Origin of the sequence: Teichococcus aestuarii, assembly GCF_042651065.1 — a bacterium.
Taxonomy (GTDB): Bacteria; Pseudomonadota; Alphaproteobacteria; order Acetobacterales; family Acetobacteraceae; genus Pseudoroseomonas; species Pseudoroseomonas aestuarii.
The window spans coordinates 69,813-84,511 of record NZ_JBHSCH010000005.1; the positions used below are offsets into that span (position 1 = coordinate 69,813).

Annotated in this window: 14 protein-coding genes and 2 tRNA genes; all 16 read right to left on the minus strand. The window is 67.3% G+C overall.

All coding sequences use genetic code 11. From position 1 onward, the window contains the following. Window positions 1-4: 4 nt before the first annotated feature. Window positions 5-316 carry an NADH-quinone oxidoreductase subunit NuoK gene (gene nuoK / locus ACFOY6_RS04340; protein WP_181377956.1) on the minus strand — a complete coding sequence of 104 codons (312 nt, stop codon included), beginning with the start codon at window positions 314-316 and terminating at the stop codon, window positions 5-7. Window position 317: 1 nt separating this feature from the next. Continuing rightward, the gene (locus ACFOY6_RS04345) at window positions 318-1,019 is read right to left on the minus strand and encodes an NADH-quinone oxidoreductase subunit J (protein ID WP_109515052.1); all 702 of its coding nucleotides are present in this window, start codon (window positions 1,017-1,019) and stop codon (window positions 318-320) included. A gap of 126 nt (window positions 1,020-1,145) precedes the next feature. Then, entirely contained in the window at window positions 1,146-1,634 is a 489-nt protein-coding gene (gene nuoI, locus ACFOY6_RS04350) for an NADH-quinone oxidoreductase subunit NuoI (RefSeq protein WP_109515051.1), read from the minus strand. Window positions 1,635-1,705: 71 nt separating this feature from the next. Further along, on the minus strand, window positions 1,706-2,716 hold the full coding sequence (gene nuoH, locus ACFOY6_RS04355; RefSeq protein WP_109515050.1) for an NADH-quinone oxidoreductase subunit NuoH: 1,011 nt from the start codon (window positions 2,714-2,716) through the stop codon (window positions 1,706-1,708). A 6-nt stretch (window positions 2,717-2,722) separates the two neighbouring features. Next, the gene (gene nuoG / locus ACFOY6_RS04360) at window positions 2,723-4,789 is read right to left on the minus strand and encodes an NADH-quinone oxidoreductase subunit NuoG (protein WP_379649152.1); all 2,067 of its coding nucleotides are present in this window, start codon (window positions 4,787-4,789) and stop codon (window positions 2,723-2,725) included. Between the two features lie 4 nt (window positions 4,790-4,793). Continuing rightward, window positions 4,794-6,104 (minus strand): NADH-quinone oxidoreductase subunit NuoF, encoded by a 1,311-nt coding sequence (gene nuoF, locus ACFOY6_RS04365; RefSeq protein WP_109515048.1) that lies wholly within the window; start codon window positions 6,102-6,104, stop codon window positions 4,794-4,796. Window positions 6,105-6,108: 4 nt separating this feature from the next. Continuing rightward, the gene (gene nuoE, locus ACFOY6_RS04370) at window positions 6,109-6,768 is read right to left on the minus strand and encodes an NADH-quinone oxidoreductase subunit NuoE (RefSeq protein ID WP_379649154.1); all 660 of its coding nucleotides are present in this window, start codon (window positions 6,766-6,768) and stop codon (window positions 6,109-6,111) included. Then, the gene (locus ACFOY6_RS04375; protein WP_109515046.1) at window positions 6,765-7,982 is read right to left on the minus strand and encodes an NADH-quinone oxidoreductase subunit D; all 1,218 of its coding nucleotides are present in this window, start codon (window positions 7,980-7,982) and stop codon (window positions 6,765-6,767) included. Before ACFOY6_RS04375 ends, nuoE begins: the two co-directional genes overlap by 4 nt. Then, window positions 7,979-8,644 (minus strand): NADH-quinone oxidoreductase subunit C, encoded by a 666-nt coding sequence (locus tag ACFOY6_RS04380; protein ID WP_379649157.1) that lies wholly within the window; start codon window positions 8,642-8,644, stop codon window positions 7,979-7,981. The genes ACFOY6_RS04375 and ACFOY6_RS04380 overlap by 4 nt, the downstream gene beginning before the upstream one ends. Next, window positions 8,637-9,197 (minus strand): NuoB/complex I 20 kDa subunit family protein, encoded by a 561-nt coding sequence (locus ACFOY6_RS04385; RefSeq protein WP_109515044.1) that lies wholly within the window; start codon window positions 9,195-9,197, stop codon window positions 8,637-8,639. The genes ACFOY6_RS04380 and ACFOY6_RS04385 overlap by 8 nt, the downstream gene beginning before the upstream one ends. Before the next feature lie 7 nt (window positions 9,198-9,204). Next, entirely contained in the window at window positions 9,205-9,573 is a 369-nt protein-coding gene (locus ACFOY6_RS04390) for an NADH-quinone oxidoreductase subunit A (RefSeq protein ID WP_109515043.1), read from the minus strand. Between the two features lie 225 nt (window positions 9,574-9,798). Continuing rightward, window positions 9,799-9,875 (minus strand) — tRNA-Asp (locus tag ACFOY6_RS04395). Between the two features lie 121 nt (window positions 9,876-9,996). Then, window positions 9,997-10,068, minus strand: a tRNA-Val gene (locus tag ACFOY6_RS04400). Between the two features lie 126 nt (window positions 10,069-10,194). Continuing rightward, window positions 10,195-10,467, minus strand: coding sequence for an HU family DNA-binding protein (locus tag ACFOY6_RS04405; protein ID WP_181377955.1), 273 nt, complete (start codon window positions 10,465-10,467; stop codon window positions 10,195-10,197). Between the two features lie 262 nt (window positions 10,468-10,729). After that, window positions 10,730-13,147 carry an endopeptidase La gene (gene lon / locus ACFOY6_RS04410; protein ID WP_109515041.1) on the minus strand — a complete coding sequence of 806 codons (2,418 nt, stop codon included), beginning with the start codon at window positions 13,145-13,147 and terminating at the stop codon, window positions 10,730-10,732. Between the two features lie 144 nt (window positions 13,148-13,291). Continuing rightward, complete coding sequence (gene clpX, locus ACFOY6_RS04415) at window positions 13,292-14,548, minus strand: ATP-dependent Clp protease ATP-binding subunit ClpX (RefSeq protein ID WP_109515040.1); 1,257 nt, start codon at window positions 14,546-14,548, stop codon at window positions 13,292-13,294. Window positions 14,549-14,699 lie beyond the last annotated feature (151 nt).

A 14,699-nucleotide genomic window follows, 5' to 3' on the forward strand; every position in this document is an offset into this window, starting at 1 on the left:
GGGCTTAACCCTTCAGGGTGGAGATATCCTCCACCTCGATGCTGCCGCGATTGCGGAAGTAGATGACGACGATGGCCAGGCCGATGGCCGCCTCGGCCGCCGCCACGGTCAGGATGAACAGGGCGAAGACCTGGCCGGTGAGGTCCTGCAGGGCGGCCGAGAAGGCCACCATGTTCAGGTTCACCGAGAGCAGCAGCAGCTCGATCGACATCAGGATGACGATGACGTTCTTCCGGTTGAGGAAGATGCCCAGCACGCCCAGCACGAAGAGGATGGCGCTCACCGTCAGGTAGTGGCCAAGACCGATGGTCAGCATCTCAGTGGTGCCCCCCGCCGTGATGGTCGTGGTGGTCGTGGCCCACCGCCTTGGGCTTCGGCGCCTCCGGCAGCGGCCGGCGGATGATGCCGAGCTGGCCGAGGCCGGCGCGCGAGGGCGGGTTGGCGAGCTTCACCGCCTCGGCCCGCGCCACCTGCACGCCGATATCCTGCCGCTTGCTGTTGGCCGGCTTGTCGCGCAGCGTCAGCACGATGGCGCCGATCATTGCCACCAGCAGGATCAGCCCGGCCACCTGGAACAGGTAGATGTAGTCCGTGTAGATCAGCTGGCCCAGCGCCTCGGTGTTGGTCACCTCTGGGCCCGGCGTCGCGTTCAGCCGCAGCGTGGCGGCGTCCGGCGCAAACTGCCAGCTGCCGAACACGAAGAGCAGTTCGAGGAACAGGATGCCGCCGATGACGGCGCCGATCGGCGCGTAGCGCTGCAGCCCCTCCCGCATGCGGCTGAAATCGATGTCCAGCATCATGACGATGAAGAGGAAGAGCACCGCGACCGCGCCCACATAGACGATGACCAGGATCATCGCCAGGAACTCGGCCCCCGCGATCAGGAACAGCGCCGCGGCGTTGAAGAACGCCAGGATCAGGAACAGCACGCTGTGCACGGGGTTGCGGCTGGTCACCACCATGACCGCGGACGCGATCAGGATGGCCGCGAAGACATAGAAGGCGAGTGCGGCGATCATCGTAGCCCGCCCGCGTGCAGATGCAGCATCATGGCACCGTTCCGAGAGAGCCGTCCTGGCAGGAGGACGGGGCCGTGAAGGAAAGCCGCGGGGGAGGCACGGACCGGACCGCCCCCGCCGCGGAACTCAGCGGTAGGGCGCGTCGAGCTCGAGGCGCTTGGCGATCTCCGGCTCCCACCGGTCGCCATTCGCGAGCAGCCGATCCTTGTTGTAGATCAGTTCCTCGCGCGTCTCCGTCGCGAACTCGAAATTCGGCCCCTCGACGATGGCATCGACCGGGCAGGCTTCCTCACACATGCCGCAATAGATGCACTTCGTCATGTCGATGTCGTAGCGCGTGGTGCGGCGGCTGCCATCCTCGCGCGGCTCGGCCTCGATGGTGATGGCCAGCGCCGGACAGATCGCCTCGCACAGCTTGCAGGCGATGCACCGCTCCTCCCCGTTGGGGTAGCGGCGCAGCGCGTGCTCGCCCTTGAACCGGGGCGAGAGCGCGGTCTTCTCGAAGGGGTAGCTGATCGTGGTCTTGGGACTGAAGAAATACTTCAGCGTCAGCGCCATGCCCGAGGCCAGCTCGGTCAGCAGCAGGCTGCGCGCCACGCGGTCAAGCGTTGCCATTTCTCACCTCGCCGCGCGGGGGTAGCCCGCGCCACTCATATCGACAAGCGTCATCATCGCGACAGGGCACCTCATACCGGCAGCCACCCCGTCAGCTTCAGCACGAAGGCCGTCAGCACCAGATAGACCAGGCTGAAGGGCAGGAAGATCTTCCAGCCCAGCCGCATCAGCTGGTCGTACCGGTAGCGCGGGAAGGTGGCACGCACCCAGATGAAGGTGAACAGGCAGAGCATGATCTTGAGGATGAACCAGATCGGCCCCGGCACCCAGTTGAAGGGCGCGATGTCCATCGGCGGCAGCCAGCCACCCAGGAACAGGATGCTGGTCATCGCCGACATGAGGATCATGTTGGCGTATTCGCCCAGGAAGAACAGGGCGTAGGTCATGGAGGAGTATTCCACCATGAAGCCCGCCACCAGCTCCGACTCGCCCTCGGCCAGGTCGAATGGCGGGCGGTTCGTCTCGGCGAGCGTCGAGATGAAGAAGATCACGAACATCGGGAAGAGCGGGATGGCGAACCACACCGTCTTCTGCGCGCGCACGATCTCGCTCAGGTTCAGGCTGCCCACGCAGAGCAGCACGGTCACGATGACGAGGCCCATCGAGACCTCGTAGGAGACCATCTGCGCCGCCGAGCGCAGCGCGCCGAGGAAGGCGTACTTGGAGTTCGAGGCCCAGCCGGCGATGACGATGCCGTAGACGCCGAGCGAGGAGATGGCCAGCAGGTAGAGCACGCCGACATTGATGTCGGCGATCGCCCAGCCATCATTCACCGGGATCACCGCCCAGGCGATGAGCGCCAGGATCAGCGTCAGCATCGGGCCCAGGATGAACAGCGCCCGGTTGGCGCCCGACGGGATGATGGTCTCCTTCAGCAGCATCTTCAGCGCGTCGGCGAAAGGCTGCAGCAGGCCGAAGGGGCCGACCACGTTCGGGCCCTTCCGCATCTGCATCGCCGCCATCACCTTGCGCTCGGCATAGGTGAGGTAGGCCACCGCGATCAGCAGCGGCACCAGCAGCGCCAGGGTCTGCGCGACCGTCAGCGCCAGGATGCCGATGGGGGATGCGAGGAAAGCGTCCATGCCGCGTTACTCCGCCGCCAGCTTGGGTGTGGCGTCGTTATAGATGCGGCTGCACTCGGCCATCGTCTCCGAGGCGCGGCTGATCGCATCCGCCTGCCAGTAATCGGTGATCGGGAGGGTGAAGGACGTGGCCTCCGGCGCCGCGCCCTCCGCCAGCCTCGGCCCGGCGGTGTCGTGGCAACCCTCGGCGATCCGGCCATCGACCATGCCGAAGACCGGGTTCGCCGCCGCCATGCGGGCCCGCAGCGCGTCCAGCGTGTCGAAGGCGAGGCTCACGCCCAGCGCCGCGCCGGCGGCACGGATGATGCGCCAATCCTCCCGCGCCTCGCCCGGCGGGTGCAGGGCCATGCGGCCCCGCTGCACCCGGCCCTCGGTGTTGACGTAGGTGCCGTCCTTCTCCGTATAGGCCGCGCCGGGCAGGATGACATCCGCCCGCGCCGCCGCCCGGTCGCCATGGTGGCCCTGGTAGATGACGAAGGTGCCGGGCGGGATCAGCCCGGGCTCGAAGCCATCGGCGCCCAGCAGCCACAGCGCATCGACGCCGCCGCCCAGCATGCCGGCCAGGTCCAGCCCGCCCTCGCCCGGCACGAAGCCGGCATCGAGCGCGCCGACCTGCCCGCCGAACAGGTGCAGCATGTTGAAGCCATGCCACTCCGGCCTCAGCGCACCGACGCTCTCGGCCAGCGCCCAGGCGGCGGCCAGGATGGCGGCGCCATCCGGGCGCGCCACGGCAGCGCGGCCGAGCACGATCATCGGGCGCTTCGCACCCTTCAGCACCTCGGCGAAGGCGTGGCCGCCATCGCGCAGCGTGGCGAGGGCGTCAGGCCCCTCCCCCAGATGCTCTGCCTTGTAGGTGAGGTCGAGCCCGGCCGGGCCGATGCTCGCCACCTTCAGCGCACCGGAGGACCAGCGCTTGCGGATGCGTGCATTGAGCACCGGCGCTTCCTTGCGCGGGTTGGTGCCGATCAGCAGCAGCGCATCCGCCTCGTCGATGCCGGCGATGCCCGAGTTGAACAGGTAGTAGTCGCGGCGCGAGACATCGATCGCCGCGCCATCCTGCCGGCAGTCGAGATTGGCCGAGCCGAGGCCCACCATCAGCTCGCGCAGCGCGAAGGCGCTCTCGGCGTCCACCAGATCGCCGGCCACGGCGCCGAGACGCTGGCCGGGGATGCCCTTCAGCCGCTCGGCGATGACCGCGAAGGCCTCCTGCCAGGAGGCAGGCTTCAGCTTGCCCTCGACGCGGATCCAGGGGCGGTCCAGCCGGCGGCGCTTGAGGCCGTCGAAGGAGAAGCGGCCACGGTCGGCCATCCACTCCTCGTTCACCTCCTCATTGATGCGCGGCAGGATGCGCAGCACCTCGGGCCCGCGGGTGTCCACGCGGATGGCAGCGCCGACCGCGTCCAGCACATCGACGCTGTCCGTCTTGCGCAGCTCCCAGGGGCGGGAGACGAAGGCGTAGGGGCGGCTGGTCAGCGCGCCGACCGGGCAGATGTCGATCAGGTTGCCCGACAATTCGGTGGTCAGCGCCTTCTCGACATAGGTGCCGATCTGCATGTCCTCGCCGCGGCCGGTGGCGCCCAGCTCCGGCACGCCCGCGACCTCGGTCGCGAAGCGCACGCAGCGGGTGCACTGGATGCAGCGGGTCATGATCGTCTTGACCAGCGGGCCGAGATACTTGTCCTTCACCGCGCGCTTCTGCTCGCGGTAGCGGCCGCCCTGGCCGCCATAGGCGGTGGCCTGGTCCTGCAGGTCGCACTCGCCGCCCTGGTCGCAGATCGGGCAATCGAGCGGGTGGTTGATCAGCAGGAATTCCATGACGTTGCGGCGGGCGTTGCGGACCAGCGCGCTGTCCGTGAACACCTTCATGCCGTCCGCCACGGGGTAGGCGCAGGAAGCCACCGGCTTCGGCGCCTTCTCCACCTCGACCAAGCACATGCGGCAATTGCCGGCGACGCTCAGCCGCTCATGATAGCAGAAGCGGGGAATTTCCTTCCCCGCTGCTTCGCAGGCCTGGAGGACGGTGGCCCCGTTCGGGACCTCGACCTCGATGCCGTCGATCGTGACCTTCGCCATGGTCTTACTCCGCGGCCAGCGGCATGGCGCCGCCGCTCTTTTTGGCGTGGTATTCCCGGATGCGCTCTTCCATCAGCGGGCGGAAGTGGCGGATCAGCCCCTGCACCGGCCAGACGCCGCCATCGGCCAGCGCGCAGATGGTGTGGCCCTCGATCTGGCGGGTCACGCTCTCCAGCACGTCGATCTCGGCGATCTCGGCGCGGCCCTCGACCATGCGGTCCATCAGGCGCTTCTGCCAGCCCATGCCCTCGCGGCACGGGGTGCACTGGCCGCAGCTCTCATGCTTGTAGAACTGCGCCAGGCGGGCGATCGCCTTGATGATGTCGGTGGACTTGTCCATCACGATCACGCCCGCCGTGCCGAGGCCCGACTTGTGCTCGCGCAGCGCGTCGAAATCCATCAGCACGTCGTCGCAGATGTGCTTGGGCAGCAGCGGCGTCGAGGAGCCGCCGGGGATGACGGCCAGCAGGTTGTCCCACCCCCCGCGCACGCCGCCGGCATAGCGCTCGATCAGCTCCCGCATTGGGATGCTCATCTCGGCTTCCACGTTGCAGGGCTTGTTCACATGGCCCTGGATGCAGAAGATCTTGGTGCCGACATTCTTCGGCCGGCCGAAGCTGGAGAACCAGCTCGCGCCGCGCTTCAGGATGGCGGGCACCACCGCGATGGTCTCGACGTTGTTGACCGTGGTCGGGCAGCCATAGAGGCCGACGGCGGCGGGGAATGGCGGCTTCAGCCGCGGCATGCCCTTCTTGCCCTCGAGGCTCTCGATCAGCGCCGTCTCCTCGCCGCAGATATAGGCGCCGGCGCCGCGGTGCACGTAGAGGTCGAAATCCCAGCCGCTGCCCGCGGCGTTGGGGCCGAGCAGCCCGGCCTCATACGCCTCGTCGATCGCCGCCTGGAGGACCTGGATCTCGTTGTAGTACTCGCCGCGCACGTAGATGTAGCCGGCATGCGCGCCCATGGCGACGCCGGCATAGAGGCAGCCCTCGATCAGCAGGTGCGGATCGTTGCGGATGATGTCGCGGTCCTTGCAGGTGCCCGGCTCCGACTCGTCGCCATTGACGACGAGGTAGGAGGGGCGCCCATCCGGGTTCGACTTCGGCATGAAGCTCCACTTCATGCCGGTCGGGAAGCCCGCGCCGCCACGGCCGCGCAGGCCGGACTGCTTCATCTCCTCGATGATCCAGTCCCGCCCCTTGGCGATGATGGCGGCGGTGCCGTCCCAGCTGCCGCGCCGCTGCGCATCCTTCAGGTTCCACGGATGCAGGCCGTAGAGGTTGGTGAAGATGCGGTCCTTGTCGCTCAGCGCCATGGTCTCACTCCTCCCCCGCGCGGCCGGGGGCCGCATCCCGCATGGGAATATCCAGCACCGTCTCCGGCCCGCCGATTGGCGCGCTGCCCTGGCGGCCCTGCATGCTGCCCGGCTTCGGCCGCTCGCCGCGCTTCAGCGCCTCGAGCAGCTTCACCGTGCTCTCGTAGTCCATGTCCTCGTAGTAGTCGTCATCCACCTGCAGGATCGGCGCGTTCACGCAGCCACCGAGGCATTCCACCTCGGTCATGGTGAACAAACCGTCCTCGCTGGTGTCGCCATAGCCCTTGAGGTGGCCCGCATCCTTGCAGGCACGCAGCACCTCGTCCGAGCCGCGCAGCCAGCAGGGCGTCGTGCCGCAGACCTGCAGGTGAAACCGGCCGATCGGCTTGGTGTTGAACATGAAGTAGAAGGTGGCGACCTCGTAGACGCGGATCGGCGCCATGCCGAGGCGCTCCGCGATCGTGTCCATCGCCACGCGCGGCACCCAGGCGCTGCCGGTGGCACGCCCCATCTGCTTCTGCGCGACGTAGAGCAGCGGGATGACGCCGCTGGCCTGCTTGCCTTCCGGATAGCGCTTCAGGATCTTCTCGATCTGCGCCTCGCTCTCGGCGTCGAAGGCGAAGCTCGCCGGCTCCTCGTGGTGGGGGGAATGCGGGGCGCTCACCGGTCGATCTCTCCGAACACGATATCCAGGCTGCCGATGACGGAGACGGCGTCCGCCAGCATGTGGCCCTTCGACAGCTTCTCCATCGCCTGCAGATGCGCGAAGCCAGGGGCGCGGATCTTGCAGCGATAGGGGCGGTTGGTGCCGTCGGCCACCAGATAGACGCCGAACTCGCCCTTCGGCGCCTCGACCGCCGTGTAGGTGGAGCCCGCCGGCACGTGGTAGCCCTCGCTGTAGAGCTTGAAGTGGTGGATGAGCGCCTCCATCGAGCGCTTCATCTCACCCCGCCGCGGCGAGACGATCTTGCTGTCCGGGATCTTGACCGGACCGCCGGGCATCTGCGCCAGGCACTGCTTGATGATCTTCAGGCTCTCGCGCATCTCGGCGATGCGGACCAGGTAGCGCTCATAGCAATCGCCATGGCTGCCCACCGGGATCTCGAAGTCGAGCTGGTCGTACACGTCGTAGGGCTGGCTGCGGCGCAAATCCCAGGCGCAGCCCGAGGCGCGGATGCAGGGGCCGGAGAAGCCCCATTCCATCGCCTCCTCGGCCGTCATGATGCCGATATCGACGGTGCGCTGCTTGAAGATGCGGTTGCCCGTCAGCAGGCGCTCGATGTCGTCGACGAATTTCGGGAACTGCTCCGCCCAGGCCGCGATGCGGTCGGTCAGCCCGGCCGGCAGATCCTTCAGCACGCCGCCGGCGCGGAAGTAGTTGGCGTGGTAGTGCGAGCCGGAGGTGGCGTCGTAGAACTCCAGCAGCACCTCGCGCTGCTCGAAGCCCCAGAGGCTCGGCGTCGTCGCGCCCACATCCAGCGCATAGGTGGTGATGTTCAGGATGTGGTTCAGGACGCGGCTGATCTCGGCGAACAGCACACGGATGTACTGCGCGCGGATCGGCGCCTCGATGCCGAGAAGCTTCTCGACGGCCAGGGCGAAGCAATGCTCCTGCGCCATCGGCGCCACGTAGTCCAGGCGGTCGAAATAGGGCAGGGCCTGGAGGTAGGTCTTGTGCTCGATCAGCTTCTCGGTGCCGCGGTGCAGCAGGCCGATATGCGGGTCGGCACGCTCCACCACCTCGCCCTGCATCTCCAGGATCAGGCGCAGCACGCCGTGCGCCGCCGGATGCTGCGGGCCGAAATTGATGGTGTGGCTGTCGATCTCGACCGTGCGGGTGCCGCCGGCGGCCGGGGTGTCTTCGGTGCTCAGGCTCATTCGCGGCCGATCCGGTTCAGATGCACCTTCTCGTCGCCGGGAAGCGTCGTCATGCCTTCCCAGGGCGAGAGGAAATCGAAGTTGCGGAAATCCTGCGTCAGCTTCACCGGCTCATAGACCACCGCCTGCCGCTCCGGGTCGTAGCGGACCTCGACGAAGCCGGTCAGGGGGAAGTCCTTGCGCAGCGGGTGCCCCTCGAAGCCGTAATCGGTGAGGATGCGGCGCAGGTCGGTCTGGCCCTCGAAGACGATGCCGTACATGTCCCACGCCTCGCGCTCGAACCAGGTGGCGGAGGGCCACAGGTCGACCACGGTGGGCACGGGCGTCGCCGCATCGGTCGTGGTGATGACGCGGATGCGGTGATTGTGGGTCATCGAGAGGAGGTTGTAGACCACCTCGAAGCGCTCCGGCCGGCCAGGCCAGTCGACGCCGCAGATATCCATGCACTGCTGGAAGGCGAAGCGCGGATCGTCGCGCAGCATCTGCAGCACGGCGTGCAGGGCTTCGCGCCGCACGCGGATTTCCACCTCGGCGCCGCGCGCCACCTGGGAGCCGAGCACGGCCCCCTCAGGGATGGCGCCCAGCACGGCGGCGAGCAGGGCCTCATTCGCCGTCGGCGCGCGCGGCGCCTCGGCGGTCTCGATCGCGGTCTGGTCAGCCACGGAGGATGCTCCCCGTCCGGCGGATCTTCTTCTGGAGCTGCAGCACGCCATAGACCAGCGCCTCGGCGGTCGGCGGGCAGCCCGGCACATAGACGTCCACCGGCACGATCCGGTCGCAGCCGCGGACGACGCTGTAGCTGTAGTGGTAGTAGCCGCCGCCATTGGCGCAGCTGCCCATGGAGATGACCCAGCGCGGCTCGGCCATCTGGTCATAGACCTTGCGCAGCGCGGGAGCCATCTTGTTGGTCAGCGTGCCGGCCACGATCATCACGTCCGACTGGCGCGGCGAGCCGCGCGGGATGACGCCGAAGCGGTCGAGGTCGTAGCGCGGCATGTAGGCATGGATCATCGGCACGGCGCAGCAGGCCAGGCCGAAGGTCATCGGCCACAGGCTGCCGGTACGCGCCCAGTTCACCACCTTGTCGATATTGGCGACGACGAAGCCCTTATCCTCGATCTCGCCGGTGACGCCCTTGATGACGGCGTCCTGCTCGGGGCCCGGCGGCAGACCCTGCCGGTTCCAGCTCAGGTCGCTTTGGTTGCTCGCGCTCATTGGCGGCTCACTCCCAGTCCAGGGCGCCTTTGCGCCATTCGTAGATGAAGCCCACCGTCAGCACGCCCAGGAACGCCATCATCGAGAGGAAACCCAGCCAGCCGATGTCGCCCAGCGCCACCGCCCAGGGGAACAGGAAGGCCACTTCGAGGTCGAAGATGATGAACAGGATGGCGACGAGGTAGAATCGCACATCGAAGCGCCGGCGCGTGTCGTCGAACGGCTCGAAGCCGCACTCATAGGCGGAGACTTTTTCCGCATACGGTTTCTGGCGGGCCGCCAGCACGCTGCCGCCCACCATCGCCACGGCGATGCCCGCGGCAATGGCCAGGAAGACCAGGATCGGGAAATAGTTCGCCAGCAGGGGCTGGGTCATGATGCGTCCGTCCCTCGGGCCTGCGGCCCAACAGTGCCATGCGCAGGGAAGCGCATGGCCAGTCACGCCACGGGGCATGCCGTAGCGCAACGCTGGGCGGACATTACCCCCCCAACGCACGCTTCGCCATAGCCCGGAGGGCATTGCTGAACATTGAAAAATGAAAGCGACGCAAGCCAAAACGCCGCCCCGGATCTTCCCGGGGCGGCGTTTTGCCGATGCGACTGGCGCGAGTGACGGGGCTCGAACCCGCGACCTCCGGCGTGACAGGCCGGCGCTCTAACCAACTGAGCTACACCCGCTTGCGTCGTGGGGCGGGAAATACGGCGCCGCCCGGTTTGTGTCAATCGGCGAAAAGCAGATTAGCGCCGATTGATTTGATGCAGAACTGACCAGCTCCCGCTGGGCCGCCCTGCGCAGGATTGGGCACTGACGGATTCGAACCGCCGGCATCCTCGGTGTAAGCGAGGCGCTCTACCGCTGAGCTAAGTGCCCGCACAGCAGGGCTGCGATACCCTCCCCGCACGCCCTTGGCCAAGCCTTAAAACAACACGGGGCCGGCATCGCTGCCAGCCCCACGGCCCTGCCCCGGCCAGACCGCGGCCGGAGACGCGCGGAGTCTCAGTTCAGATCGTCCTTCAGCGCCTTGCCGGCCTTGAAGCGCACCGTGACGGACGCGGCGATCTCGATCTCCTCGCCGGTGCGCGGGTTGCGCCCCTTGCCGGCCTTGCGGCGCGAGGTGGAAAACGTGCCGAAGCCCACCAGGCGGACTTCCTGCTTCGCCTTCAGCGACTGGCTGATCGCGTCGAACACCGCGTCGAGCACCTCGCCGGCCTTGGCCTTGGAAAGCTCGCCCGTCTCGGCGACAACCGCGACGAGATCCTGTTTGTTCACGTGGTTCATCCTCGCCCTGGGGGGTCGGGGCCAACGGAAGCCGGCCCGTATCGTCGGCGACACTAGGCAGCCGATTTTTCCGCCGTCAACGCCGCGCTGAAGGCAAGCCGGCCGGCCGCGGCCAATTTCCGGGGCTGATGCAGCCCGGTCACGGCGCGAGCGTCGCCATGCCCCTGGAAGCCACAAAAAAAGCCGGGGAAGGTATCCCTCCCCCGGGTTCAGAAGCCTGTCCGGCGCGGCCTGGAGGCCGCGCCAGAGCGAATCAATGCGGCAGGCTGGCCGGCTGGGCGGCCTTGCCATCGGCGGCGGCCGGCGGGGCCTCCTCCGGCTCAGACCAGTCGATCGCCTCGGGCGGGCGCGCCAGCGCCTTGCTGATCACCTCGTCCACATGCGAGACGGCGTTGATCGTCAGCCCCTTCTTCACGTTGTCCGGGATCTCGGCGAGATCCTTTTCATTGTCCTTGGGGATGAAGACCGTGGTGATGCCGGCGCGCAGCGCCGCCAGCAGCTTCTCCTTCAGCCCGCCGATCGGCAGCACGCGGCCACGCAGCGTGATCTCGCCCGTCATGGCGACATCCTTGCGCACCGGGATGCCGGTCAGCACGGAGACGATGGACGTCGCCATGGCGATGCCGGCGGAGGGGCCATCCTTCGGAGTCGCGCCCTCCGGCACATGCACATGGATGTCCCGCTTCTCGTACAGCGTCGGCTTGATGCCGAAGCTGGCCGAGCGGCTGCGGACATAGGACAGCGCCGCGGAGACGCTCTCCTGCATCACGTCGCCCAGCTTGCCGGTGGTCTGCACCTTGCCCTTGCCGGGCACCAGCACCGACTCGATGGTCAGGATCTCGCCGCCCACCTCGGTCCAGGCCAAGCCGGTGACGACGCCCACCATGTCCTCCGCCTCGGCCTCGCCGTAGCGGAACTTTTTCACGCCCGCGTACTTCTCGAGGTTCTTGCGGTTGATGGCGACCTTCTTGGCCTTCTTGGAGACGATCTCCTTGACGGCCTTGCGGGCCAGCCCGCCCACCTCGCGCTCCAGGTTCCGCACGCCGGCCTCGCGCGTGTAGTAGCGCACCAGGTCGAGCAGCGCCTCGTCCGTCACGCTCCACTCGTTCTCCTTCAGCCCGTTGGCCTCGGTGACCTTGGGCATCAGGTGGCGGCGGGCGATCTGCACCTTCTCATCCTCGGTGTAGCCGGGGATGCGGATGATCTCCATGCGGTCCAGCAGCGGCTGCGGCATGCGCAGGGAGTTGGCCGTGGTGACGAACATCACGTCCGAGAGGTCGTAATCCACCTCCAGGTAGTGGTCGCCGAAGGTGGAGTTCTGCTCCGGGTCCAGCACCTCGAGCAGGGCCGAGGACGGGTCCCCGCGCCAGTCGGCGCCGAGCTTGTCGATCTCGTCCAGCAGGAAGAGCGGGTTGGAGGTCTTGGCCTTCTTCATGCCCTGGATGACCTTGCCCGGCATGGAGCCGATATAGGTCCGCCGGTGGCCGCGCACCTCCGCCTCGTCCCGCACGCCGCCCAGCGACATGCGCACGAAGTTGCGGTTGGTGGCCTTGGCGATGGACTTGCCGAGGCTGGTCTTGCCGACGCCCGGGGGGCCGACCAGGCAGAGGATCGGGCCGCGCACCTTGGGCGAGCGCGACTGCACCGCCAGGTACTCCAGGATCCGCTCCTTCACCTTGTCCAGCCCGTAATGGTCGGCGTCCAGCACCTCCTCGGCCTTGGCCAGGTCGTTGCGGACCTTCGACTTCTTCTTCCACGGGATGGAGAGGATCCAGTCGAGGTAGTTGCGCACCACCGTCGCCTCGGCGCTCATCGGCGACATGGAGCGGAGCTTCTTCAGCTCGCCCAGCGCCTTGTCGCGCGCCTCGGGGGAGAGCTTGGTGGCCTTGATCTTGGCCTCCAGCTCGGCCGACTCGTCCTTGCCGTCCTCGCCCTCGCCCAGCTCCTTCTGGATCGCCTTCAGCTGCTCGTTCAGATAGTACTCGCGCTGGGTCTTCTCCATCTGCCGCTTGACGCGGTTGCGGATGCGCTTCTCCACCTGAAGAACGCCGATCTCGCTCTCCATATGGGCGAAGACACGCTCCAGCCGGGCCGAGACGCTGCCGATCTCGAGCAGCTCCTGCTTCTCGGCGATCTTCAGGTTCAGATGGCTGGCGACCGTGTCCGCGAGCTTGGCCGAATCCTCGATCTGGTTGATCGAGACCAACACCTCGGGCGCGATCTTCTTGTTGAGCTTGATGTACTGCTCGAACTGCCCGACCACGGTGCGCGCCAGCGCCTCGATCTCGGGCGACTCGGCGGCATCCTCCTCCTGCGGGGCCGTGTAGGCCTCGAAGTACTGGTCGGTTTCCTTGAAGCCGAGCACGCGCGCCCGCTTGCCACCCTCGACCAGGACCTTGACGGTCCCGTCCGGCAGCTTGAGCAGCTGCAGCACGGTGGAGACGGTGCCGACATCGTACAGGTCCTCGGCGCCCGGGTCGTCCTGCGCGGCGTTGCGCTGGGCGACGAGCAGGATCTGCTTGTCCTCCCGCATCACCGCCTCCAGGGCGCGGACGCTCTTCTCCCGGCCCACGAAGAGGGGAACGATCATGTGGGGGAAGACGACAATGTCCCGCAGCGGCAGCACGGGGAGCAGTTCACCGCTCGTCAATTCGGGTTTCTTATCCGCCATAGGGGACCTCACTCAGGACAGTCGGCGCAGGCCCGCCCGCTTCTCGGCACGGCCCCGCGCCACGGGGTTCTCCCAGGAGATGGGACCGGCCGGTGCGCTGGGCAAGCCATGCAGGCCAGCCCCGCGTTCCAGGCCGGGCCGACCTCATGCGGAAGACTGCTCCGCCGCCCGTTCACCATAGATGAACAGGGGGGCGGCGCGGCCTTCGGCCACCTCCTTGTTCACCACCACCTCCTCGACATCTTCCAAACCGGGAAGGTCGAACATGGTGCCCAAAAGAATGCCTTCCATGATGGAACGCAGCCCGCGGGCGCCCGTCTTGCGCTGGATGGCGCGGGTGGCGACCGAACGCAGCGCGTCCTCGGTGAAGGTCAGCTTGGTGGCCTCCATCTCGAACAGGCGCTGGTACTGCTTGACCAGGGCATTCTTTGGCTTGGTCAGGATCTCGATCAGCGCCTTCTCGTCCAGGTCGTCGAGCGTGGCGATGACCGGCAGGCGGCCGATGAATTCCGGGATCAGGCCGAACTTCAGCAGGTCCTCGGGCTCCACCTCGCGCAGGATCTGGCCGGTGCGGCGCTCATCCGGCCCCTTGACCTCGGCGCCATAGCCGATGCCCGAGCCCTTGCCGCGGCCGGCGATGATCTTCTCGAGGCCGGCGAAGGCGCCGCCGACGATGAAGAGGATGTTCGAGGTGTCGACCTGCAGGAATTCCTGCTGCGGGTGCTTGCGCCCGCCCTGCGGCGGCACGGAGGCCACGGTGCCTTCCATGATCTTGAGCAGCGCCTGCTGGACGCCCTCGCCCGACACGTCGCGCGTGATCGAGGGGTTGTCCGACTTGCGGCTGATCTTGTCGACCTCGTCAATATAGACGATGCCGCGCTGGGCCCGCTCCACATTGTAGTCGGCCGACTGGAGCAGCTTGAGGATGATGTTCTCGACATCCTCGCCGACATAGCCGGCCTCGGTCAGCGTGGTAGCGTCGGCCATGGTGAAGGGCACATCGAGGATGCGCGCCAGGGTCTGGGCCAGCAGCGTCTTGCCGGAGCCGGTGGGGCCGACCAGCATGATGTTGGACTTGGCGATCTCGACTTCGCCGGTCTTCGCGCCGTGGGCCAGGCGCTTGTAATGATTGTGCACCGCAACCGAGAGCACGCGCTTGGCGTGTTCCTGCCCGATCACGTAATCATCCAGCACCTTGCAGATCTCGCGCGGGGTCGGCACCCCGTCACGGGACTTCACCAGATGCGTCTTGTGCTCCTCACGGATGATGTCCATGCAGAGTTCGACGCACTCGTCGCAGATGAAGACCGTCGGGCCGGCGATGAGTTTGCGTACCTCGTGCTGCGACTTGCCGCAGAACGAGCAATACAGGGTGTTCTTTGAGTCGCCGGACTTGCTCATGCGCGCTCCTGGACCCCCCGGCGTTGGGCCGGGCGATCTTGCGGGACTGTAGCCCCCCTGTCATCCAGGGGGAAGTTGGAACAGGGGCGGGCGGCCCGCGCCGCTCCCACCCCCGCCCTGCGGGTCTGCCCCGGGACTGTGCGGCCCCGGT